General features: G+C 41.0%; 24 protein-coding genes and 1 pseudogene. 19 read left to right on the plus strand and 6 right to left on the minus strand.

Going from position 1 to position 22,460, the window contains the following annotated elements; all coding sequences use genetic code 11:
• The first annotated feature begins 93 nt into the window (after window positions 1-93).
• The 6 genes from EDD59_RS09870 (at window position 94) to EDD59_RS09895 (ending at window position 4,354) form a co-directional block, all read left to right on the plus strand.
• Window positions 94-1,254: an MFS transporter gene (locus EDD59_RS09870; protein ID WP_009064824.1), complete on the plus strand. Its 1,161-nt coding sequence runs from the start codon at window positions 94-96 to the stop codon at window positions 1,252-1,254.
• Window positions 1,255-1,258: 4 nt separating this feature from the next.
• On the plus strand, window positions 1,259-2,101 hold the full coding sequence (locus tag EDD59_RS09875; RefSeq protein WP_012620084.1) for a histidinol-phosphatase HisJ family protein: 843 nt from the start codon (window positions 1,259-1,261) through the stop codon (window positions 2,099-2,101).
• 53 nt (window positions 2,102-2,154) lie between these two features.
• Window positions 2,155-3,018: an aminoglycoside 6-adenylyltransferase gene (locus EDD59_RS09880; RefSeq protein WP_011988845.1), complete on the plus strand. Its 864-nt coding sequence runs from the start codon at window positions 2,155-2,157 to the stop codon at window positions 3,016-3,018.
• Window positions 2,972-3,229, plus strand: a complete 258-nt coding sequence (locus tag EDD59_RS09885) for a hypothetical protein (protein ID WP_011988844.1) — start codon at window positions 2,972-2,974, stop codon at window positions 3,227-3,229. The genes EDD59_RS09880 and EDD59_RS09885 overlap by 47 nt, the downstream gene beginning before the upstream one ends.
• A 29-nt stretch (window positions 3,230-3,258) precedes the next feature.
• Window positions 3,259-3,447, plus strand: coding sequence for a cysteine-rich KTR domain-containing protein (locus EDD59_RS09890; RefSeq protein ID WP_011988843.1), 189 nt, complete (start codon window positions 3,259-3,261; stop codon window positions 3,445-3,447).
• 487 nt (window positions 3,448-3,934) lie between these two features.
• Window positions 3,935-4,354, plus strand: a complete 420-nt coding sequence (locus EDD59_RS09895; protein WP_009064814.1) for an RNA polymerase sigma factor — start codon at window positions 3,935-3,937, stop codon at window positions 4,352-4,354.
• Window positions 4,355-4,570: 216 nt separating this feature from the next.
• Here the strand turns inward: EDD59_RS09895 and EDD59_RS17785 are convergent, their stop codons facing one another.
• Complete coding sequence (locus EDD59_RS17785; protein ID WP_156023775.1) at window positions 4,571-4,720, minus strand: hypothetical protein; 150 nt, start codon at window positions 4,718-4,720, stop codon at window positions 4,571-4,573.
• An 89-nt stretch (window positions 4,721-4,809) separates the two neighbouring features.
• On the opposite strand from EDD59_RS17785, the gene EDD59_RS09900 reads away from it, so the two are divergent.
• The 3 genes from EDD59_RS09900 to EDD59_RS09910 all read left to right on the plus strand — a co-directional run bounded on the left by EDD59_RS09900 (window position 4,810) and on the right by EDD59_RS09910 (window position 7,235).
• Complete coding sequence (locus EDD59_RS09900; RefSeq protein ID WP_011988842.1) at window positions 4,810-5,010, plus strand: hypothetical protein; 201 nt, start codon at window positions 4,810-4,812, stop codon at window positions 5,008-5,010.
• Between the two features lie 141 nt (window positions 5,011-5,151).
• Window positions 5,152-5,415, plus strand: a complete 264-nt coding sequence (locus EDD59_RS09905; protein WP_009064822.1) for a DUF6870 family protein — start codon at window positions 5,152-5,154, stop codon at window positions 5,413-5,415.
• Between the two features lie 140 nt (window positions 5,416-5,555).
• Window positions 5,556-7,235 carry a recombinase family protein gene (locus EDD59_RS09910; RefSeq protein WP_011988840.1) on the plus strand — a complete coding sequence of 560 codons (1,680 nt, stop codon included), beginning with the start codon at window positions 5,556-5,558 and terminating at the stop codon, window positions 7,233-7,235.
• Window positions 7,236-7,246: 11 nt separating this feature from the next.
• Here EDD59_RS09910 and tnpA read toward each other — a convergent pair.
• Together tnpA and EDD59_RS17790 are read right to left on the minus strand one after the other, a co-directional pair.
• Window positions 7,247-7,615 (minus strand): annotated as a pseudogene (gene tnpA, locus EDD59_RS09915) (IS200/IS605 family transposase); the annotation flags it as partial.
• A 194-nt stretch (window positions 7,616-7,809) separates the two neighbouring features.
• Window positions 7,810-8,442 carry a GGDEF domain-containing protein gene (locus EDD59_RS17790; protein WP_165920902.1) on the minus strand — a complete coding sequence of 211 codons (633 nt, stop codon included), beginning with the start codon at window positions 8,440-8,442 and terminating at the stop codon, window positions 7,810-7,812.
• Window positions 8,443-8,587: 145 nt separating this feature from the next.
• Between EDD59_RS17790 and EDD59_RS17795 the strand changes: the two genes are divergently transcribed.
• From EDD59_RS17795 to EDD59_RS09935, 4 genes are all read left to right on the plus strand, one after another.
• Window positions 8,588-8,848, plus strand: a complete 261-nt coding sequence (locus EDD59_RS17795; RefSeq protein WP_165920903.1) for a hypothetical protein — start codon at window positions 8,588-8,590, stop codon at window positions 8,846-8,848.
• Between the two features lie 478 nt (window positions 8,849-9,326).
• Window positions 9,327-10,115, plus strand: a complete 789-nt coding sequence (gene cobK / locus EDD59_RS09925) for a precorrin-6A reductase (RefSeq protein WP_243117379.1) — start codon at window positions 9,327-9,329, stop codon at window positions 10,113-10,115.
• Window positions 10,116-10,274: 159 nt separating this feature from the next.
• Entirely contained in the window at window positions 10,275-12,524 is a 2,250-nt protein-coding gene (locus EDD59_RS09930; protein WP_132381387.1) for a ribonucleoside-diphosphate reductase subunit alpha, read from the plus strand.
• A gap of 66 nt (window positions 12,525-12,590) precedes the next feature.
• A complete protein-coding gene (locus tag EDD59_RS09935) occupies window positions 12,591-13,634 on the plus strand; it encodes a ribonucleotide-diphosphate reductase subunit beta (protein ID WP_132381388.1) in 1,044 nt (347 codons plus the stop codon).
• Window positions 13,635-13,716: 82 nt separating this feature from the next.
• Here the strand turns inward: EDD59_RS09935 and EDD59_RS09940 are convergent, their stop codons facing one another.
• Both EDD59_RS09940 and EDD59_RS09945 read right to left on the minus strand, forming a co-directional pair.
• Window positions 13,717-14,244 carry a hypothetical protein gene (locus tag EDD59_RS09940; protein WP_243117380.1) on the minus strand — a complete coding sequence of 176 codons (528 nt, stop codon included), beginning with the start codon at window positions 14,242-14,244 and terminating at the stop codon, window positions 13,717-13,719.
• Window positions 14,228-14,641 carry a DUF4430 domain-containing protein gene (locus EDD59_RS09945; protein ID WP_132381389.1) on the minus strand — a complete coding sequence of 138 codons (414 nt, stop codon included), beginning with the start codon at window positions 14,639-14,641 and terminating at the stop codon, window positions 14,228-14,230. Before EDD59_RS09945 ends, EDD59_RS09940 begins: the two co-directional genes overlap by 17 nt.
• A 336-nt stretch (window positions 14,642-14,977) precedes the next feature.
• On the opposite strand from EDD59_RS09945, the gene EDD59_RS09950 reads away from it, so the two are divergent.
• From EDD59_RS09950 to EDD59_RS09975, 6 genes are all read left to right on the plus strand, one after another.
• Window positions 14,978-15,961, plus strand: coding sequence for a biotin synthase BioB (locus EDD59_RS09950; protein WP_243117381.1), 984 nt, complete (start codon window positions 14,978-14,980; stop codon window positions 15,959-15,961).
• Between the two features lie 29 nt (window positions 15,962-15,990).
• The gene (locus EDD59_RS09955) at window positions 15,991-17,352 is read left to right on the plus strand and encodes a uroporphyrinogen decarboxylase family protein (protein ID WP_132381391.1); all 1,362 of its coding nucleotides are present in this window, start codon (window positions 15,991-15,993) and stop codon (window positions 17,350-17,352) included.
• Window positions 17,353-17,354: 2 nt separating this feature from the next.
• The gene (locus EDD59_RS09960) at window positions 17,355-18,284 is read left to right on the plus strand and encodes a CobW family GTP-binding protein (protein ID WP_132381393.1); all 930 of its coding nucleotides are present in this window, start codon (window positions 17,355-17,357) and stop codon (window positions 18,282-18,284) included.
• 43 nt (window positions 18,285-18,327) lie between these two features.
• Window positions 18,328-18,864: a DUF2284 domain-containing protein gene (locus EDD59_RS09965; RefSeq protein ID WP_132381395.1), complete on the plus strand. Its 537-nt coding sequence runs from the start codon at window positions 18,328-18,330 to the stop codon at window positions 18,862-18,864.
• Between the two features lie 101 nt (window positions 18,865-18,965).
• On the plus strand, window positions 18,966-19,604 hold the full coding sequence (locus EDD59_RS09970; protein ID WP_132381397.1) for a cobalamin B12-binding domain-containing protein: 639 nt from the start codon (window positions 18,966-18,968) through the stop codon (window positions 19,602-19,604).
• A 10-nt stretch (window positions 19,605-19,614) separates the two neighbouring features.
• On the plus strand, window positions 19,615-21,120 hold the full coding sequence (locus EDD59_RS09975; protein ID WP_132381399.1) for an ASKHA domain-containing protein: 1,506 nt from the start codon (window positions 19,615-19,617) through the stop codon (window positions 21,118-21,120).
• A gap of 13 nt (window positions 21,121-21,133) precedes the next feature.
• Here the strand turns inward: EDD59_RS09975 and EDD59_RS09980 are convergent, their stop codons facing one another.
• Window positions 21,134-22,381: a PocR ligand-binding domain-containing protein gene (locus EDD59_RS09980; protein WP_132381401.1), complete on the minus strand. Its 1,248-nt coding sequence runs from the start codon at window positions 22,379-22,381 to the stop codon at window positions 21,134-21,136.
• Window positions 22,382-22,460 lie beyond the last annotated feature (79 nt).

Consider the following 22,460-nt stretch of genomic DNA (forward strand, 5'->3'; position numbering starts at 1 on the left):
GACGATTTTATTATATAATTTCGAGTGAAATATTATATAAAAGTTCGTTGAATGATGATATTATTATATCACAAAAAAGAGAAGGAGATCAATATGTTTCAATTACTGTTAGTAATTATCTATATTGCATTTATTAGTCTTGGATTGCCCGATTCCTTATTGGGTTCGGCATGGCCATCCATGTATATGGAATTTGGGGTGCCGATTTCATACATAGGCGTCATTTCTATGATTATTGCAATCGGAACCGTTGTTTCAAGTTTACAGAGTGATAAACTTACCCGTAAATTTGGAACCGGAAAGATAACGACCATCAGCATTACTATGACGGCAGTTGCTTTATTTGGCTTTTCCAGTTCACACTCATTTGGTTTGCTTTGTTTCTGGGCAGTTCCTTACGGACTTGGAGCAGGTAGTGTTGATGCATCCTTGAATAATTATGTAGCACTTCACTATGCAAGCAGACATATGAGTTGGCTTCATTGTATGTGGGGAATCGGCGCAACTATTGGGCCTTATATGATGGGATATGCCTTGAAGCATGGTCAGAATTGGAATGCAGGTTATCAGTATATTTCCTTTTTACAGATTGCTTTTGCAGTAGTTTTGTTTTTTAGCCTGCCGTTATGGAAGAACCAAAAAGGGACGGCAGAAGAGAATGATATTTTAGCGGGAAAAGCATTGCCTTTGAAAGAGGTAATTCAGATTTCTGGAGCAAAAGAAGTAATGCTTTGTTTCTTTTGCTACTGTGCTTTGGAACAGACGACCGGCTTATGGGCAAGCAGTTATCTTACCCTGATCAAAGGATTTTCAATTGAGACAGCGGCTGGTTTTGCAAGTATGTTTTTTATTGGTATTACCATTGGGAGGGTATTAAGTGGATTTATAAGTATGAAATTAAGCGATTTACAAATGATTCGTCTGGGGCAGGGAATCATTGCGGCTGGTATTATTATGATGTTACTGCCGTTAAATGAAGTAATATCTTTGGTCGGCTTGTTTTTCTTTGGTTTTGGATGTGCGCCAATCTACCCATGTATTATTCACTCCACTCCGTCCCGTTTTGGTGCGGATAAGTCACAGGCAATCATCGGGGTTCAGATGGCAAGTGCATATGTGGGAACCTGTGTGATGCCGCCGCTATTCGGCTTAATTGCAAAGCATATAAATATTGTTTTGCTGCCGGTATATTTGCTAATCATTCTTTTATTAATGGTGATGATGCATGAATTGCTGGTAAAAAAAACTGCTTGAAGGGATGAAGAAAATGTTTGCTGATTATCATGTTCACACAGAATTTAGCGATGATTCTGTTTATGAAATGGAAGAGGTTGTAAAAGATGCAATACAAATAAAAATGGAAGAAATATGTTTTACGGATCATGTAGATTATGGAGTTAAGCTGGACTGGAATGATAAGAAAGAAATTCAATATCGCGATGGTATGCCTATGGCAAATGTGTATTATCCAGAATATTTTGAGACGATTAAGGAATTACAATATTTATATGGTGACTTGATTGCTATAAAAAAGGGAATGGAGTTTGGAGTACAGGTGCATACAATTTCTCAATATGAAAAGCTCTTTGTGAAATATCCATTTGATTTTATTATTCTATCTGTGCATCAAATAGATAACTTGGAATTATGGACACAGGATTTTCAGAAAGGAAAGAGCCAGAAAGAATATAACGAAAAATATTATCAAGAGCTGCTGGAAATTGTAAAACAATATAAAAATTATAGTGTTTTGGGACATTTAGATATTATTATAAGATATGATAAAAATGGCACATATCCGTTTGAAAAGATTTCAGACATAGTTAATGAAATTTTAAAAATTGTCATTCGTGATGGAAAAGGAATAGAAGTAAATACGTCATCCTACAGATATGGACTTACGGATATGACACCATCCAAAGATATACTTACTTTATATAAAAAATTAGGCGGTGAGATTATCACGATTGGAAGCGACAGTCATAAAAAAGGACAGCTAGGTGCACATATTGAAAATACCAAGAAAGTATTATTCGATATGGGATTTCGATATCATTGTACATACGAGAATATGAGGCCGCATTTTCATAAGTTGATATAATAGAAAATTGTCCGGATAACTTAGTTTATCTTCACTATAAAAGGAGACACAGTATGCGATCAGAAAAAGAAATGATGGATTTAATCATAGCAGTTGCCAACAATGATGTCCGCATTCGTGCGGCCTACTTAGAAGGTTCACGTGCAAATCCAAATGTACCAAAAGATATCTTTCAAGATTATGATATTGTATATGTTGTTACAGAAACAAGGTCATTCAGAGAGGACAAAGCCTGGATTGATCGATTTGGTGAGCGCTTGTATATGCAATATCCAGAGGAAAATATCTACTACACTTCTGATGTTGAAAATTGCTATGGTTGGCTAATTCAATTCACTGATGGAAATAGATTGGATTTACATGTAAAGACATTAGAAAATGTACTTAATAGTCTAGAATTGTATAAAACACTAGTTGACAAGGACAATATCATGCCTCAAAAACAAGTATTGTCCGATGAAGAATATTGGGTGAAAAAGCCGGTGCCAAATCAATTCTATTGTACATGTAATGAATTTTGGTGGTGTTTAAATAATGTGGCGAAGGGATTATGGAGGAATGAGATTCCATATGCAATGGATATGATAAATTTTCAAATAAGGCCAATGCTTAGGCGGCTGCTGGAATGGAAAATTGGGATTGATAATGATTTTTCAGTCAGCGCAGGGAAATCCGCAAAATACATGGACAAGTATTTGCCGAAAGGGATTTATGAACAATACTTAGAATCTTATTCGAAAGCACAAATAAACGCTATATGGGATGCTGTTTTTCTCATGTGCGATTTGTTTCAGAAAATTTCTTTGGAGGTAAGTGAGAAATTAAATTTCCCCTACGATTTGACAGAAGCAAGAAATAGCAAGAGCTACCTTGAGCGCGTTAAAAGCTTACCGTCCAACGCAACAGAAATATACTAGATTTGCCTATTGCGATGAAGAGGAAGCGCTTTGCCTTAAGGAATACGAATATAAGCGCAAGCAAAATAATACACCCGAAGATATGTTTATACAAATTGATATTCCACTGACATTGGTACATCAATTTGAACTTATGAAAAACGCCGGTTTTAAAACGGTTGAAGTTTTGTATCAAAATTGTGGAACAGTAATTATTAGAGCAGAAAAATAGCAACTAATGAAATGATGTAGGGGGTGATAATGATTGAAGTTCAATGGTTACTATGTCCTATATGTGGCAATAAAACAAGACTGAAAATTAGGAAAGATACAATCCTCGAAAACTTCCCCCTATACTGTCCCAAATGTAAACAAGAATCTCTAATCAATGTGCTACAACTCAATATGTCAGTTATCAAAGAGCCAGACGCAAAGACGCAGAGCCGATAATCAATGAGTACATATCTCTTGATTATCGGCTCTTTTCATATAACAATTTTCTGTTATACGATTGCTGACAAATTTAACAGACATACAAAGCCGTCATTTTCCGTTAAAAATCGGAAAGAGTATACCTGTAATTCTTCTTATTCTGGCGGCTTTGGGATAAGGAGGTTTTTATGTACCCCAAAGCATTTTTTTCTCTGAGAGAAACGCCGCCATATTGTGACGGTTTAATATAGCAGAAAAATTTCATTTACATAGTTTAAAAGTATTATATCAACTTGTGGGCGGCTATTGCGCCCATTTTTTATTCGACACCTTTCGCGCTAATTTGCGTAAAGGTGTTTTTTTGTATCCTTTTTTCACTGACAACGTATGGAACAAGCCTTGTCACTTCGGGCCAACTTGGCCCGAAGTCCGACCTCGCTGTCGTTCCCCTCCCGCTCCATTTCGATTCACTATTCCCTAAAAAATCGAAATGGAGGAACGCCTTATGGCAAAAATCAATCTGCGGGATTATTACCCGTTTTATAATTCAGACTTTTTTGTTGAGATATCAGATGAAATCAAGGACGCTTTGCTGGAAGCAGAACGTTTGGAGAAAAACTACATTCGCCGCCGCTTCTATAACAAAGCCCACTATTCGCTGGACGCTGACGACGGGATCGAAAAGGATATTCTTTTTGAATCCCTTTCCCCTTGCGAGATTTACGAGCGTAAAATTACTTCCGAACAACTGCACTCCGCAATCGCTTACTTGCCGGACAAGCAAGGAAAACGAATTTATGCCCATTACATACTCGGTATGAGTAAATCCGATATTGCACGGGCAGAGGGTATAAATGAAAAAGCCGTCAGAGTTGCTATTGAGAAAGGGTTGAAAAGCATGGAGAAATTTTTGAAAAAGTCTTAATTTCCAGTTCCGAATTTGCCTTTCAAATCACACGGCTATTAGAAGGAGTTTTTTCTCCATCTGCCGTTCTTTGACAACTGAATACAGATAACCCGGATACGTTCAATCAAAAGGGAGCCAAGCCACAGGGTACGCCAAAACCGCCCGTTGAAAGGGGGAAAAACCAAACGGAGCGTGAGCGATTCCTACCAACTGTGACAGAGCAGATATGGCAATCTACCCGGCGATAATCTTTTGATTGGTACAATGATACTTACGGTTTGAACGCGTCACAGTATTGACCGTCGCGCCATCAGCATGGGGCGGGGTGAAATTCCCATGAGGGCGGTTGCCGCCGCCTGTCCGGGTTATCCTCTTATTTACCATATAGGAGGCCGCGCCGGGCATTTCTGTCTAATGACAGCCCATTCTTTCCCGGCGCGGCACTCCCCCTATTCTGGCATAGGAGAATCGAAATGGAAAAAGATATGAATTTATCGGAAATACTGCCTGAACCGTGGAGCAACAATGCTTGTCGCGGCTATGTCATTTGGGCAATGGAAAGCTGTGGTTTTAGCTCTGATGATATTCGGCGCGTGGTTATGGAACTGAACGAAAGATTTGACTTCAAATCCATTCACGAAGCAGACGGGCATTACCGGAACAGTCCCTATTGACTTCGGGCCAACTCGGCCCGAAGTATGAGGAAAGATTAACAGCCATCACTTTTGCTTATAAAGTGGTGACTGTTTATGTTTCCTCATAGGACAGCAGGAAACATAAAGTACATTTTTCATTTGAGAAGGAGGCACAAAGCGATGGTAAATCTGGAACAGATCATCACAATGCAAGATGTGGATATTGCCACAGTGGATAAATCACAGTTGACAGATGTTAGCGGAATCGACTTTGATAACAGCCTGCCTCAAAGGGAACGTGCGGCACATATTTTGAAGCAGGTAAAAAACCCTTACTGCTTCCGTCATGGAGATACTGCGGTAAAGGTAGAGTTCCCGGAGGACGGCCCCCCCTTGCAGGATGTAATTACAAACTTTCTTATACGGCAGAAAAGCGGCCTGTAATCGGTCATGCCACTTCGGGCCAACTTGGCCCGAAGTCGGTAATATCAGCTATCTAACGGTATTTTTAAGCCCTCGACAACATTGTTCGCATTATGCTGAAATGGTATAATGTAAGTGTAATGTGATAGGAAGGAGGAAGCATGGCACGAACCAAAAACAGGGAAACAAATACTGCTGTTTCTCAATTTTCGTATAATCCTACACGGTGGAATCTTGCAAAATATATCCGGTTATCCAAAGAGGACTTGAATCGTGGCAAGGACGACAGCAACAGTGTCACCAATCAAAAAAAGTTGCTTGATGATTATTACAGACAGCACCTTGATGAATTTGAAAGCGCCGAAACCTATGTTGATGACGGTTGCACAGGTACAGACACGAACCGGGCAGATTTTCAAAGACTGCTGGCCGACATTTACGCGAAAAAGGTAAACTGCGTGATTGTCAAAGACCTTTCCCGTCTTTCCCGTAACTATACGGACGCCGGGAGCCTGATTGAAAATTTGTTTGTTCAGATGAATGTACGCTTTATCAGCTTGGCAGAGGGCGTAGACAGTTATTTGAACCCTGACAGCGTATCAAGTATTCTTGTTCCTATAACGAACGTAATGAACGACCAGTATTGTTACCAAACTTCAAAGAAAATCCGTCAGGTGTTTGACTACAAGAAACGTAATGGCGAATTTATTGGCTCCTATGCCCCCTATGGCTACATCAAAGACCCCAATGATAAACACGCTTTGTTGGTAGACCATGAAGCCGCCGAAGTGGTAAAGCAGATTTTTTCCATGTGTCTAAGCGGTATGACCGTCAGGGCTATTGTGAATCATCTGAACGACCACGGTGTTATGTGTCCTTCCGTTTACAAGCAAAGTCAGGGATTAAAGTACAAATGCCCCAACGGACAGACACAGCCCATGTGGAGTACCATTACTATCAGCAATATGCTGAAAAATCCCGTCTATGTTGGAGATATGGCACAGGGGCGAAACCGTGTGAAAAGCTACAAGATACACAAAATCGAAGCTGTACCTGAAAAAGACTGGATTGTTGTCCCGAATACCCATGAACCGATTATTGACCGCGAAGCCTTTGAAAAGGTTAAGCAACTGCTAAAGCGTGACACCCGCACTTCTCCAAAACAGAAACAGCTTTATCTGTTTAGCGGCTTTCTCCGCTGTGCGGATTGTGGCCGGGCAATGTCGCGGATAGCAAGCAAGGAATTGTACGTTTACTACCAATGCGGAACATATAAGAGCCTTTCTAAAAAAGCCTGCACTATGCACTCTATTAAAAGCACAAGGCTTGAAGCGGCTGTACTCTATGCAATCCGGCAACAGGTACATCTTGCAGTCAGCTATTCCGCTATTGTATCAAAAATTAACTTGGCTCCGCTCAAAAAAAGCCAGTCGATACGGCTGAATGAACTGATTACCGCAAAAGAAAAAGAGCTTACCAAAATCATGCGGTACAAGCAAGCACTTTATCAGGACTGGAAAGACGGTCATATCACACATAATGATTACCGCCACATGAGTGAAGATTATGAACAGCAAAATGAAGCCATTGGCACAGTGATTGCCAATCTGAAAAAAGAGCGGGACGAACTGGAAAATGGCATTGACACCGAAAATCCTTTTTTAGCAACTTTCCGAAAATACGAGAACATCGACAAGCTGACAAGAGAAATCTTAATCGAACTGGTTGACCATATCAAAGTATACGAGGGCGGCGACATAAGCATACGGTTTAAGTTTGCCGACGAGCTGCGCCGCATTATCCAGTATATCGAAGTCAACTCGCATTTACAGGTAGGATAAGACACCTACACACGAACAGAGCTTGTTGGTTTTCCTAATATATAACACTCATAATATCCGCGACACCAGAATTTTCTGTTGCCATATTTATACTTTAGGTTTGCATGCCGATCGAATATCATTAGTGAACTTTTCCCTTTTAGATACCCCATAAAAGACGAAACACTTATGCTCGGTGGAATTCTTACTAACATGTGTATATGGTCGGGACAACACTCTGCTTCTATGATTTCCACTCCTTTTCTTTTACACAATATACTTAATATATTTGCTACATCAGCCTTGATCTTTCCATAGATTATTTGCCTTCTGTATTTTGGTGCAAATACAATGTGATATTTGCACTCCCACGTAGTGTGTGCTAAAGTATTCTTATCCATTTTGGATATGCCTCCTTTGTTATATAGTGCGGTTTAGGACCCACACTTATTATAACGCTGGGGGCTTTTCTATCTAGGGCTAAAGCCGGTAGGGGAACCACTCGCCTAGCAAGTGGTTTTATTGTATGGGCATACAAATAAATCCCCGAATTCTATGTAAAAAAGTTCAGATAGAATCCGGGGATTCGTTTATCTTATTTTTCTTCATTGATGTTATATATGACGTACTGATTTTTGCCTGACCGCTTTGCCCTGTGCAATGAGGTATCTGCCATTTTGTAAATATCTTGAAATTCAATGTTTGTATTTTGAAACAAAACGACACCTATACTGCAGGAGGACTCTACAGAAAAGCGAAGCATAGTCTGACACATATCATACTGCAGCATGGTACATTTCCTTTTTAACACAGCTTCCGAATCATGAAAGTCTTTAATCAATATCATAAATTCATCTCCGCCGACCCGGCCTACAATGTCTGTAGAGCGAAAAGATTCTACAAGTAATTTTCCTGTTTCCTCCAGAATCTGGTCGCCTGCAGTATGTCCGATATAATCATTTACATTCTTAAAATTATCCAGATCTAGAAAAAGCAGGGCACCATAACAATTGGCGGTAGTATCCAGATATTCACGGATGGCATCTTCACAGGCTTTTTTGTTTAGAATCCCTGTGAGGGAATCTGTCATACTTAAATACCTATATTGCATACGGACATTATAATCCTCAGCCTGTGACTTCAACCTGATATGCCCGGCCAAAAAAGAAAGTATCAAACTTACGATAGAAGTAGGAATATTAATTTTATCCGTGTAAGGATTATTCATTAGCATGATTGAGATAATATATATAATTTCAACAATAAGCTGGACAGAAATTATTTGCCACAGTGGAAAAATAAAGCAGATAGAGAATGTAATATAAAACAGCGGCAAAAATACTACACCGACATTTAACCGGGGAGATAGATCCATGATGGCGGCAAAAGCAAAGACGGTTGCTTCAAATAAGAGGCATAAAGCCGTAATTGTCCGCTTATCTTTGTGTCCGGACTTTAAGTATTTGAAAGAAACAACAAAAAAAATCACAGCGGACAGAAGAAATAGGAGAGAAACCGGAATAACAGACCATTTTTTGAAGATAAGCAAAATGGCTGTACAGAAAAAGACCAGCGATACAGAAAAAATCAAGCTGGTTAACTTTAAAAGTTCTAGATTCTTTTGTGCAATGTGATCTTCTGCAATCTGAAAATAATCCTTCTTCAGTTTATAATCTTTTTTGAGCATAGTGATAAAATGTGAAAACATAAAAATCTCCTGTGAGTCTCGTGTGATATATTCTTTGTATGTACTTTATTATATTGGTTATTGAGAGGGAGTGCAACAACTAAATAGGAAAAAGTCCTGATATTTTAAACATATCCCTATGTATATATCGGCTTTTTTTACCAAGACATAAATAATCTGTGCTATAATGCTCTTACTTGGCGAGGTATTTTCGAGCCTAGAAAGACATATACCTAAACACTTAGCGAGGTATTCCCGAGCTTAGTATTTATGGTGTAATGCTCTTACTTGGCGAGGTATTTTCGAGCCTAGAAAGACATATACCTAAACACTTAGCGAGGTATTCCCGAGCTTAGTATTTATGGTATAATGCGTTTGCTGAGAAATTAAAAAGGATGTTTTTTCAGAAAAGGAGTAAGTGCAGGGTGAAAGTTTGGGAAGAAAGTAATGTTAAACGGGTACTGGTGTTTGCCGGTACGACGGAAGGACATTTGGTGATAGATGCTCTTACAAAAATGCGTGTTGATATCTATGTCAGCGTGGCGACGGAATATGGCAGAATAAGTTTTGAATATATACCAAAGGTGAAAGTAATTTCAGGAAGGATGGATGCAGAAGCCATCCGCCGTTTTATTATTGGAAAAGAAATTGACATTGTAATTGATGCCACACATCCTTTTGCTCAGGCTGCAACTGCCAATATTAAGAAAGCATGTGAGGGCCTTTCAACAGAGCTTATCCGATGCCTGCGGGAATCAGCGGAAAAGGATATAGACTTGCAGGAAACCCAAGTTGTATCTGTAATGTCTGTCAAAGAAGCGGTAGACTATCTCAGGAAGACTAAGGGCAATATTTTTATTGCAACCGGAAGCAAAGAACTGGCGGCATATACAAAGCTTGAGGGCTATCGTGAACGCTGCTATGCCAGAGTGCTGCCGATATGGGGGGCGCTTGAAGAAAGTATGCGGCTGGGATTTCAAGGGCGAAACCTTATTGCTATGCAGGGGCCCTTTTCTAAGGAATTAAATATAGCTATGCTGCGGCATGTAAAGGCAAGCTATTTTGTGACAAAAGAATCCGGGAAGGCCGGGGGCTTTCGTGAAAAGCTGCAGGCGGCTCAGGAGACACAGACTGTCTTAGTGGTAATTGAAAGACCTGATGAACAAGGAATGAGCGTAGAAGAGGTTATCCGGAGGGTACGGCAGAATGTGTAATTGTGTGGTCTGTTTTAGAAGTGTTGTACAAATTTCTATTCAATTTAAGTCCAAAAATCTATAGGCAGAACAGTTAGACACAACTATTTAATATTGAAAACAACGATATATTGTGGTATCATAAATCATAAACCACAATAAATAGTATGGAGGTGTAAAATGCCTATGGAAAGGAACATCATAGCAGAGTTCCAGAATATCCCGGAGATTGCGGATGTCCTGGGGAAAATAGAGAGGGACTTTCCTCAGGATGAGTATAACCTGGAAAAGTTGAATACCAGGTTCCGGGTATTTTTAAGTCCTGATCTTACAGACGGGGATAAGTTGTCTATATTGATAAAGGCATCTGCGGAGCTGACCATGCAGGAGGCTCCGAAGTGGGAGATGATAGCAGCCAGAATCAGGATGCTTCAGTTTGACCTTCAGTTGTCTGGGCAAATGAAAGCTTTTCAGATCCACAATTTTTATGAGAAAGTTAGTTATCTTACAAGATTGGGTCTGTACGGGGACTATATACTAGAAAGCTATTCTGAAAAAGAATTGGGACAATTTGAATCCTGGCTTTGCCCCGACAGAAATGAATTATTGACGTTTTCCGGTCTTGATCTGCTTCTTAAGCGTTATGTTATCTGCAGTAAAAGTGGAGCCCCCTTGGAGACCCCCCAGGAAATGTTCATGGGGATTGCCATGCATCTTGCCATGAAAGAAGAGAAAGACAGGAGTGTGTGGGTCAGACGTTTTTATGACATGCTGAGTACTTTAAAGGTGACAATGGCAACCCCTACTTTGGCCAATGCCAGAAAGCCGTACCACCAGCTTTCCTCCTGTTTTATTGACACAGTGCCTGACAGCCTGGACGGAATTTACCGCAGTATTGACAACTTTGCGAAGGTCAGCAAGTATGGCGGCGGAATGGGAATGTACTTTGGAAAGGTACGGGCAAGCGGCAGTTCTATCCGGGGCTTTGAGGGTGCGGCAGGCGGTGTTATCCGTTGGATAAGGCTTGCAAACGACACAGCTGTTGCAGTGGATCAGCTCGGAGTGCGCCAGGGTGCCGTTGCGGTCTATCTGGATGTGTGGCACAGAGATCTGCCGGAGTTTTTAAGCTTAAGAACTAACAACGGAGACGAGAGGATGAAGGCCCATGATGTATTTCCTGCCGTATGCTATCCGGATTATTTCTGGGAGCAGGCAAGGGATAATATAGAGGGAGACTGGTATTTGATGTGCCCCCACGATATATTGACTGTAAAAGGCTATGCTCTGGAGGATTCATTCGGAGAAGAATGGAAAGAAAAATATCTGGACTGCGTACAGGATGACCGGATCAAGAAACGCGTGATACCGGTAAAAGATGTAATTCGTCTGATTATCCGCAGTGCAGTGGAGACAGGAACCCCATTTGCGTTTAATCGGGATACGGTGAACAGGGCAAACCCTAACAAACATAAAGGAGTCATCTATTGCAGCAATCTGTGTACGGAAATCGCCCAGAACATGAGTGCTATTGATTTGGTAGAGCAGAAAGTAAAGATTGTAGACGGTGAGACCGTTGTGGTGACCGTGACGAAGCCCGGAGAATTTGTGGTGTGTAACCTAGCCAGCCTATCACTGGGGCACATTCGTGTGGAGAACTATGAAGAATTGTCCTATATCACCGAGAGTGCCGTTAGAGCACTGGATAATGTAATCGATCTGAATTTTTTCCCGGTGCCCTATGCCCGGATTAATAATCAGAAATACCGCCCCATTGGACTGGGCGTGAGCGGATATCACCATATGCTGGCAAAGCACGGTATTCGCTGGGAGAGTCAGGAGCATCTGGATTTCACAGAGAAAGTTTTTTCAGATATTCACTATGCCGCAGTGGAGGCAAGCAGTAACATTGCCGCTGAGAAGGGTAGTTATGGATATTTCGAAGGCAGTGACTGGCAAACAGGAAAATATTTCTGTCAGAGGAATCTTCTGGATGAACGATGGGAACGGTTAGCGAGAAAAGTGGCCGGACAGGGGCTTAGAAACGGATATCTTCTTGCTACGGCGCCTACCAGCAGCACAAGCATTATAGCCGGAACAACGGCGGGCTTAGATCCGGTGATGAACCGATATTTTCTGGAGGAGAAGAAGAACGGTCTGATGCCCAGAGTGGCGCCGGATCTCTCGGCGGAAACCTTCTGGTACTATAAAAATGCACATTTGATTGACCAGACATGGTCTGTGCGGGCCTGCGGAATCCGCCAGCGCCATATTGATCAGGCACAGAGCATGAATCTGTATATTACCAATGAATATACCTTCCGCAGGATACTCGACCTCTATCTTCTGGCCTGGGGGGAAGGAGTCAAAACGATTTATTACATTCGTTCAAGAAGCCTTGAAGTGGACGAGTGTGAGGTGTGTTCTTCCTAATGAAAATGTGATATCCTAGTTATAGCAACAATATGTAAATAGAAATGTCTAAACAGGAGAACAAAGATGGCAGAATTGATAAAGAAACCACTATTTAACCCGGATGGAGACACTGATGCGGCAAAGAGAAGATTGATTGGAAGCAACACTACTAATCTGAATGACTTTAATCACATGAAATATACATGGGTCAGCAGCTGGTACCGTCAGGCCATGAACAATTTCTGGGTGCCGGAAGAAATTAATTTAAGTGTTGATATCAAAGACTACAGAGTGCTTCCCCCCGCTGAGCGCAGAGCCTACGACAAGATACTGTCCTTTCTAATATTTTTGGATAGCATGCAGACTGCAAATCTTCCGAATATTGAAGAGTACATCACGGCAAATGAGGTAAATCTGTGCCTTTCTATTCAGACGTTCCAGGAAGCAGTACACAGCCAGAGTTACAGCTATATGCTGGACACAATCTGTGAGCCCCAGGAGCGCAACAATGTATTATATCAGTGGAAAGAGGACAAGCATCTGTTGGAGCGCAATACGTTTATCGGAAACCTCTACAATGATTTTCAAGAAGAGAAGACTCTCGAAAAGCTGACTTGTACTCTAATCGCAAACTATATCCTGGAGGGAATCTATTTTTACAGTGGATTTATGTTTTTTTATAATCTGGGACGAAACCAGAGGATGCCAGGGTCTGTCCAGGAAATCCGTTACATAAACCGGGATGAAAACACACATCTATGGCTGTTTCGTAGTATCCTGACAGAATTGAAGAAGGAGGAGCCGCAGCTGTTCACACCGGAAAAGAAAAAAATTTATCGGGATATGATAAAAGAGGGCTGTGAGCAGGAAATCCGCTGGGGACATTATGTAATCGGGGATGATATTGAAGGTCTGAACCGGGAGATGGTTACTGATTATATACAGTATCTGGGAAACCTGCGATGCACAGGACTCGGATTTGAAACGATTTATGAAGGACATGACAGTGAGCCAGAGAGTATGACCTGGGTGAGTCAGTTCTCCAATGCAAATCTGATTAAAACAGATTTCTTTGAAGCCAGAAGTACAGCGTATGCAAAAAGCAGTGCGCTGGTTGATGACCTGTAGGAATATTGATTTAGATCTCTGAAATATGCACTGGGTAGAAACACCGCTATATCTTGGATGTAGCGGTGTTTCTGTCTAACCACTAAAGAGCTTTGCTATATATGTGTCTGATTAAGGAATAAAGTGGCTTAAAAAGGAATAAAGCAACAAAAAAGTTTCCAATACCGTGTACGATGTCATAAGGAATTCCGGCGCCCCACCATGCCAGCATTGCCCCTGCTCCGCCAATGAAAAGGTATGGCATAGCGCATAGAAAACCGAAGGCAAAACCAAACAGTGAGCTGATAATAGCCCATAATAGTACACTTTTATTTTTACGCAGCAGATAGACAATGGCGAATAGAATAGTCCAGACATACAGATACATCAGCCACCAGATGCCAAAACCGTAAAAAAGCCCTTCCAATAAGGCAAATGTATAAATTATATATAAAGTTTTAAATCGATAAACCAGGGTGAATATGATAATCAGCAGGGAGGTAATTTCAATATTAGGCAAAAAGCCTAAGGCAACTTGGAGGACAAAAAGTAAAGCAGCACTAAGAGACAGAATAGTGAGTTCCCTAACTGTTAAATGGGTGGTGCTTTTTTCTTTACTCTTGAACTTCATAGACAATTTTAAATTTGTCGCCGTCAGCAACAGGCTGTTCAGCTATGCCGTAACTGCAGTATTCCCCGTTTATATAGAAAGACCAGTAAGCCTTGTCTTTGTTAAAGTCAGCAGTCTCCCCGTTTACTTCTGTGATCATTAAGCCATAATCACCTTCAGTACCTTTATAAGTCAGGCCCTCGGTGTCCTCCAACACCTGCTGCAAATACTTGGCATCTGTTTTTACAGTATAATTCTTTTCTTTAGCATTACTGTCAACCACCGTGATGGCTACAGTTTTATTATCGCCGGAGGGTGATGGTTTAAATCTCGTGTAAGCAAAAAGCAAGCCGGCCAGTATCACCAAGAGAACCACCAAACCGATTATAATATGTTTCTTTGAGTCTTTCTTTTCCATTAATAAATATCCTTTCTTATATAAATTGATTATACCATTATAATGATGTAGGGGTCAAAAGGTATTTTGCCACCTGATACCTACGGATTGCTACGCACTTTGCGCTCCCGCAATCATAAAAACATTCGAAATTCGCCCTATTCGGGCTACTTTCTCATGTTTTATGGGTCACAAGGCCATGCTTTTCCATGCAAGCATGAAACGCATGGCCTTGTGACTTTGGTATCATTATAATATAAATGAGCAAAAAATTACAGTAAACATGAAGATATTCCAAAAAAAATGGAGAAAAAATCTGTATGATAGACTCAAAATAAAACAGGAGGGAACAGGCAAATGCAAGGAATAAGTCAGGAAACAATGGATGCTCTTTTTTTGAAAGTAGATGGTGATGTACCTTTAACAAAAGAGGATGCAGTAGCGCTTTTGAATACAGAGAGTCATTCGGATGCATTTTACAGGCTGCTTGCAAAAGCAGAAGAGCTTACACGGAGAGAATATGGAAATCGGGGATATGTATTTGCCCAGATTGGTATAAACAGCGCTCCGTGTTCCGGAAATTGTAAATTTTGTTCCATGGGCTGTGAAAATTTTATGGTACAGGAAGAAATAGAAAAAACGGAAGCAGAGGTGCTTGAAGAAGCCGGTAGGGCTGTCGAACAGCATATTGATGCATTGTTTCTGATGACAACGGCAGATTATGACATGAAAAAATTTCTGAGAATCGCAGAGAAAGTGAAAGCGATTCTTCCGGAAGATGTAATGCTGGTTGCCAATATTGGGGACTTTGAAGAGGAAATGGCAAAAAGGCTGCAAGAAACAGGGATAACAGGAGTTTATCATATTGTACGGCTGAATGAAGGCATCGATACGGCGTTGTGTCCGGCAGACAGAATCCGTACACTGGATGCAATTCGGGGGGCGGGGCTGGAGCTAATCTACTGTGTGGAACCAATCGGGCCGGAACATACATATGAACAGATTGCAGATGAGATGCTGCGGGCAAGGGAGTACAGCGTCAATATTATGGCCTGTATGAAACGGGTTGGAGTAGAAAAAACTCCTCTGTATGAACGAGGAGAGATAACAGATCTGGAATTGACAAAAATTGCGGCTGTTACCCGGTTAGTAACAAGGCCGAAAACCTCGATGAATGTACATGAACCAAAACAGATGACACTGCTTGCAGGAGTGAATCAGTTATATGCGGAAATCGGGATCAATCCAAGGGACTGCGCAGTGGAGACAGGCAGCAACCGGGGATTTTCCATTGCAGCAGTGAAAGATATGCTGCATCAGGTAGGGTATGAAACAAAATAATTATAGAAAGAGAAAAGAGGATTGAAAAAATGACACCAAAGGAGATTTTAATTCAGACACTGAAACATCAGGAAACAGAGCAGGTAGCATGGGTACCTTTTGCCGGAGTGCATGCAGGAAGACTGCTGGGTTATACGGCAACAGAGGTTCTTCAGGATGAAGAGAAACTGTTCCAGTCTTTGATGGAAGTAAACAAACTTTATAAACCATCAGGACAGCCAGTTATTTTTGATCTGCAGGTAGAAGCAGAATGCCTGGGATGTGACCTGGTATGGGCAGACAATGCACCTCCGTCTGTATCCGAACATCCGCTGGAAGGCGAGGAAGAGCTGATAACTCCATGCTATTGCACGATTCCAACAAAAGAATCCGGAAGAATACCGATGATTTTGAATGTAATGAAGCGGATGAAAGAGAAAGTGGGAAAAACTACCGCATTGTACGGCCTGATCTGCGGACCATTTACATTGGCAACACATCTCCGGGGCAATGATATTTTCATGGATATGTATGATGACGAAGAGGCAGTAGAGGAATTTCTGACATATTGCGGCGCGGTGGCAATGAAAATGGCAGATTATTATATAGAAGCAGGAATGGATGTGATCGCAGTTGTGGATCCTCTGATTTCTCAGATTTCTTCAGATCATTTTAAACAATTTATGAGCGAACCATTCTCCAAATTGTTTGCTTATATCCGGGAAAAGGGAGCATATTCTTCTTTCTTTGTATGTGGAGATGCAACAAGAAATATTGAAGTGATGTGCAAAACAAATCCGGATTCTATTTCTATTGATGAGAATGTGGATCTGCTGGCAGCAAAGGCAATTACGGATAAGTATAATGTGGCAATCGGGGGAAATATACCGCTGACAACGATCATGCTACATGGAAGCCAGCAGGATAACATGAAGTTCGCGGTAGACCTGCTAGATAAAATAAAAAATAAGAAAAATCTTATTCTTGCGCCTGGATGTGATATGCCGTATGAGGTGCCGGTAGAAAATACTATTGGAATTGTACAGGCAATCAGAGAAACAGGTTCGGTACGGGAAATGCTGAAAAACTATGTGGCTCAGGACGATGCCATTGAGGTGGAACTGCCGGATTACGAACATCTGGAAAAACCGCTTGTAGAAGTATTTACACTGGATTCTGCAACCTGTGCGGCATGTACGTATATGATGGGCGCTGCGAATGAGGCGAAGAAAATATTCGGTGAAGCAATCGACATGGTGGAATACAAATATACAAAAAAAGAAAACATTGCAAGATGTAAAAAAATGGGCGTTCCAAACCTGCCATCCATGTATATCAATGGAGAACTGAAATTCCGTTCACTGGTACCTTCCAAGGAAGAACTGGAAGAAGCACTACGTTCTGTGATGTAAATATGAGCAGGTTATATTTAGTAACCGGATTTCTGGGAGCCGGAAAGACTACTTTTTTAAAAAATTTCCTAAAAATGTTTTCAGAAAAAAAGGTGCATGTGATCGTAAATGAATTTGGAAAAGAGGGAATAGATGGAGAGCTGCTCCGAGAGGTAGGAGCAGTTCTGAATGAAATCAACAACGGATCCATATTCTGTTCCTGCAGATTGGATAAGTTCGAAGAGGTTCTCGGAGAAGTATTGCATACAAAGCCGGATATCATAGTGGTAGAAGCCTCCGGATTGTCTGACCCGACCAATGTAAAGAAAATCCTGGGACAGAAGGATAAATTTCAGAATGTAGACTATATGGGGAGTATTTGTCTTGTAGATGCAGTTCATTTTTTGAAAGTATATGAAACAGCAGCTGTGATAAAAAAACAGCTCCATGTAAGTGATATGATTCTTCTAAATAAAAGGGATATGGTTTCTCAGGAACAGGCAGATGAAGTAAGAGACAAAGTCCGGATGCACCGGCCGGATATCCCTATATATGCGACGGTGCATGGCAGGATACAGAAGGGATGGATGGAAAAACTGGAACATATCTCCCAGGAAGAAAATGGGGAAGTTCTCCAAAGTGCTGATATCACATTGAGAAAATGTCTTCTGTATGTAAAAGAGGATACAGCGCTTGATATTCTAGAGAATTTTATGAAAATGATCATGGATAATACATTCCGGATCAAAGGATTTGTCCGTATTCAGAAGGAATGGTATCTGATCAGCTGTGTAGGGAATATTTTTCATGCAGAAAAATGCACGGAAAAGCAGGAGAAGGAAGCGAATATACTGGTCGTACTTTCAGGATACGGACTTCCTGTAAAGAAATCCATGAAAAGAGCCATGGAATGGTATCCGGATGTGATTGAAAAGGTGGAATATGGGTCTTAACAGGTAAAATGTATTCCGGAAAATCAAAGAGGCGTAATTAGGTATGGAAATATTACGAGAACTGGAAAAAATTATTGAGGGGTGTGGTGTCTTTGAGTATGGGGTAATCGCCCCGAAACGAGTATCCTTTATGCAGGAAGTCCGGGCGATGTGTGAAGTCAATTCCTGCGGCACGTATGGCACCCGTTGGATTTGCCCGCCGGGGATTGGCAGCATTCAGGAATGTCGTGAGCGTTGTTTAGAATATCAGACAATGTTAGTCTTTACTGGCAAATACGAGCTGGAAGATTCTTTTGACTACGAAGGAATGATTGAGGGCATTGATCGTTTTAAAAAGATGGTCAGGATGATTGATAAGGCTGTTAATCCCCTGCTTACCACATATCTTCTGTTGGGCAATGAGGGGTGTGATCGCTGTGAAACATGTACTTATCCGGTATCCCCCTGTCGTTTTCCACAAAGGGTGCATCCACCGATTGAAAGTATGGGTATCATGGTTAGTGAGCTGGCAAAGCAAATCGGCATTAAGTATATTAACGGAAAAAATACTATTACTTATTTTGGGGCATTACTTTTTTAAATGTAGTTGCAGCTGCTTTACTGTTTTTACAAAAAAAATAAAAAAATTACCACAATGGGAATATTTCATAAAGTATAATACAATTACAAGGAGGTAGTAACATGACTATTATTCAGGAAATATCAGAACTATTGCAAAAAGGAAGGGCGAAGAATGTAAAAGCACTCGTGCAGCAAGCTCTTGACGAAGAAATGGATCCAATTGAAGTTCTTAATGAGGGCTTACTGTCGGGGATGATGATTGTCGGTGAAAAATTCAAAAATAATGAGGTGTTTGTGCCGGAGGTACTGGTAGCGGCCAGAGCTATGAATGCCGGGATCACTATTCTGGAGCCAAAACTTGTGGAAGCTGGCAATAAGCCAATAGGGAAGGCGGTTATTGGAACAGTGGAAGGTGATTTGCATGATATCGGCAAGAATTTGGTTATAATGATGTTTAAAGGTGCCGGCTTTGAAGTGCATGATATCGGTACTGATGTAGCTCCGCAGACTTTCATTGATAAAGCAGAAGAAATTGGGGCTGATGTGGTAGGAATGTCTGCCCTTTTAACGACAACAATGCCAAAGATGGAAGAAACTATTAACCTGATGAAAGAAAAGGGAGTGCGGGATAAATACATAGTAATGATTGGCGGCGCTCCGGTGACAGAAGGATTTGCTGAGCAAGTAGGTGCTGATTTTTATACGCCTGATGCGGCATCTGCTGCAGAAGTAGCAAAAAAAGCTGTTGTTGTAAAATAGCTGACAGCCAATGCAAAAATATAAAATAAAAGTTATAGAAAAAAATAAGGAGCAGGAGGTTACTGGTAAAGCTGACCAGAATTTTCTGGAAATCCTGAGAAATCATGATATCGCCATAAATGCGTTGTGCAATGGGCAAGGAAAGTGCGGAAAGTGTAAAATTGAAATCCTTGACGGTGTCCAAAAAGGAGAGTGTTTGGCCTGTAAAACTTATCCGGTGGAAGATTGCCGAATTAAGATTCAGACACTTTCCCGGGAAACCTTTCATATTTTGAGCACCGGCACAGCTGCGAAACAACATGGGGATAAGGTAAGCGCCGGCAGCAATCTGGGAATTGCTGCTGATATAGGTACTACTACTTTGGTCATGCAGCTGGTAGATATAGATAATGGCGCAGTTATGAAAACTTACACGGCGTTAAATGAACAAGGGAGCTACGGTGCCGATGTAATCAGCCGTATTGAGGCGGCAAATAATGGGGCAGCCGAAATTTTGAAAAAAAGTATTTCCAGGCAGCTTGAGGAGGGCGTTAAGGAACTTAGTAAAAGTAAAAAGGCTCCCATAAAAAGAATGGTTATTGCTGCCAATATGACGATGGTACACTTGCTGATGGGATATTCCTGTGAAAAACTTGGTGTTTACCCTTTTACGCCTGTAAATACAGAAACAATTGAAATTGACTTTGCAGCCCTTACTGGAACGGCAGGGGAATCCTTTCCGGTGATTATCATACCGGGAATATGTGCCTATGTAGGCGGTGATATCGTTGCTGGACTCGTGGCTCTTGACTTCATAAAGTGTGAAGGAGTTCATATCCTCATAGACTTAGGAACTAATGGTGAAATGGCCATTGGTAATAAAAAGAAGATTTTAGTTACCTCAACGGCGGCGGGGCCGGCTTTTGAAGGAGGCAATATTTCCTCCGGTATCGGCAGTGTAGCGGGGGCTCTCAATAAAGCGACTTTAACAGAAGGTAAAATCAAGTACGAAACAATCATGGGAGCTCCTCTTGTCGGTATCTGTGGCTCCGGTGTAGTCGAATTAACCCATGAACTTCTTAAATCAGGTCTTGTTGATGAGACAGGGCTCATGGATGAAGCATATTTTGATGAAGGCTATAGCTTGGATAAAACAGTCACTGGGAGTATGGTAAAGTTTACACAAAAGGATGTACGGGAGATTCAACTTGCAAAATCAGCCATTCGTGCGGGCCTGGAGATGTTAATTTTACGTTATGGGGTTGCTTATGAGGAAATTGAGAAAATTTATATTGCAGGTGGCTTTGGATATTACCTGAATATTAAAAAGGCTGTTGGTATCGGTTTATTACCGGGGCAATATGCGTGTAAGATTGAGGCTGCCGGCAATAGTGCACTCGCCGGTGCAAAATGTGTCTTAACCGATGAGGCAGCACTAAAGGAAGGAGAACAGCTCGCAGCAAAAGCGGAGGAAATTCAGCTGGCTGCAGATAAAGAGTTTAATGAATTGTACATGAAAAACATGTATTTTGAATAATGGCCGAGCATTATCATCGAAATTGCTTTGGTGTTAATCCTGTATATTTTTTAAATACCTTTGAAAAGTAGCTTTGGTCCTCAAAACCACTTGCAATGGCAATATCTATAATGGGAAAATCTGTATTGGAGAGCAGCCTCTTGCTCTCTTCAATGCGGACCATATTCAGATATTCTTTAAAGGAAGATCCGATGGACTGCTTAAACATGGTTGAAAAGTAAGAAGGGTGAAGATGCACATGCTTCGCAACATCTTCAAGAGTCAATACTTCGTTAAAATGTTTGGATATGTAAATCATCGCTCTATGAATCAACTCATTATTTGGGGAAGGGATATAGTTGAATAGGCTTTCCGAGAAAGTTTCAACAATTTCCTGCAAATGATAGCAAAGGGAATCAATGGTACTGATTTGTTGGATATTTTTGAGGAATTCATTATTCAGTCTTAGGATATTATCCGTTGGTGCACCACCCTCAATAGCAGTGCGGGACAGTAAGGAACACAGTTCGATGGCTCTTGTCTTGGCAATTTCCAGACTGCTGTTCTTCGAAAACAATACATATCCAAGCAGGCTGTTCAGTACAGCATTTGCGGCACTTACATTGCCTAACTTTACCTGATGCAGCAGTTCCTTCTCTTGATCATAGGGGTAGGACTCAATGTTGATATTCTCTGCCTTGTACCGTTGGATAGATTCATTAATCAGCGATTGTTGCAGTAATTTATGATGATTATGGTTTAACTCTTCTTTACTTCCTTCTATCAGATTAGCAAACATATAGAAAAGTAAATGGCTGATGTGATTTACTCTTGCCGGTGAAATAATTGGTAAATTTTCTGTTTCATCATAAAGTTCCAGTGCCTGGTCAGTAGAGATATTATACTTTTTTACCAAATCAGATATTAGTATGGAATCCGGTGAATCCATTAAAAAGGGACCTGCCAGTATAGAGCCAAGGAAGGTCTTTTTAGTGATGAGAGGAAATACTATATGATTTAGATTGGCGTGGCATGCAAAAATATATGGTTCACCCAGTGAAATCGCTTTTTTACTGGCCGAAGCATGCATCTTTTCACAGGTATCAGAAGCTGGAAGATATCGCTGAAAACAATGACAAAAGGAAGATGTCTGACCACTTCCGTCCAGATAATCTCCCTGGCTGTCAATAATCTGAATTGGAAGCTGCATACATGCAAAGAACGTATCAAGCATTAATTTTAGTGTGTCCTCCGACACGATGGAATATAATAAAGATTTCAATATTATCTCCTCCTGCGCTGGATATATTTTTAAGTTTATCACATTTAGAAATAAAGTGCACTAATAAGCTGTAAAAGTA

Source organism: Muricomes intestini (assembly GCF_004346165.1).
In the GTDB taxonomy this organism is placed as follows: Bacteria; Bacillota; Clostridia; order Lachnospirales; family Lachnospiraceae; genus Muricomes; species Muricomes intestini.

Coding starts and splice junctions, on each gene's coding strand:
- EDD59_RS09870 (WP_009064824.1), top strand. CDS start 94: ATGTTTCAATTACTGTTAGTAATTATCTATATTGCATTTATTAGTCTT.
- EDD59_RS09875 (WP_012620084.1), top strand. CDS start 1,259: ATGAAGAAAATGTTTGCTGATTATCATGTTCACACAGAATTTAGCGAT.
- EDD59_RS09880 (WP_011988845.1), top strand. CDS start 2,155: ATGCGATCAGAAAAAGAAATGATGGATTTAATCATAGCAGTTGCCAAC.
- EDD59_RS09890 (WP_011988843.1), top strand. CDS start 3,259: ATGATTGAAGTTCAATGGTTACTATGTCCTATATGTGGCAATAAAACA.
- EDD59_RS09895 (WP_009064814.1), top strand. CDS start 3,935: ATGGCAAAAATCAATCTGCGGGATTATTACCCGTTTTATAATTCAGAC.
- EDD59_RS17785 (WP_156023775.1), bottom strand. CDS start 4,720: ATGGTAAATAAGAGGATAACCCGGACAGGCGGCGGCAACCGCCCTCAT.
- EDD59_RS09900 (WP_011988842.1), top strand. CDS start 4,810: ATGGAAAAAGATATGAATTTATCGGAAATACTGCCTGAACCGTGGAGC.
- EDD59_RS09905 (WP_009064822.1), top strand. CDS start 5,152: ATGGTAAATCTGGAACAGATCATCACAATGCAAGATGTGGATATTGCC.
- EDD59_RS09910 (WP_011988840.1), top strand. CDS start 5,556: ATGGCACGAACCAAAAACAGGGAAACAAATACTGCTGTTTCTCAATTT.
- EDD59_RS17790 (WP_165920902.1), bottom strand. CDS start 8,442: ATGAATAATCCTTACACGGATAAAATTAATATTCCTACTTCTATCGTA.
- EDD59_RS17795 (WP_165920903.1), top strand. CDS start 8,588: ATGATGGCGGCAAAAGCAAAGACGGTTGCTTCAAATAAGAGGCATAAA.
- EDD59_RS09930 (WP_132381387.1), top strand. CDS start 10,275: ATGCCTATGGAAAGGAACATCATAGCAGAGTTCCAGAATATCCCGGAG.
- EDD59_RS09935 (WP_132381388.1), top strand. CDS start 12,591: ATGGCAGAATTGATAAAGAAACCACTATTTAACCCGGATGGAGACACT.
- EDD59_RS09940 (WP_243117380.1), bottom strand. CDS start 14,244: ATGAAGTTCAAGAGTAAAGAAAAAAGCACCACCCATTTAACAGTTAGG.
- EDD59_RS09945 (WP_132381389.1), bottom strand. CDS start 14,641: ATGGAAAAGAAAGACTCAAAGAAACATATTATAATCGGTTTGGTGGTT.
- EDD59_RS09950 (WP_243117381.1), top strand. CDS start 14,978: ATGCAAGGAATAAGTCAGGAAACAATGGATGCTCTTTTTTTGAAAGTA.
- EDD59_RS09955 (WP_132381391.1), top strand. CDS start 15,991: ATGACACCAAAGGAGATTTTAATTCAGACACTGAAACATCAGGAAACA.
- EDD59_RS09960 (WP_132381393.1), top strand. CDS start 17,355: ATGAGCAGGTTATATTTAGTAACCGGATTTCTGGGAGCCGGAAAGACT.
- EDD59_RS09965 (WP_132381395.1), top strand. CDS start 18,328: ATGGAAATATTACGAGAACTGGAAAAAATTATTGAGGGGTGTGGTGTC.
- EDD59_RS09970 (WP_132381397.1), top strand. CDS start 18,966: ATGACTATTATTCAGGAAATATCAGAACTATTGCAAAAAGGAAGGGCG.
- EDD59_RS09975 (WP_132381399.1), top strand. CDS start 19,615: ATGCAAAAATATAAAATAAAAGTTATAGAAAAAAATAAGGAGCAGGAG.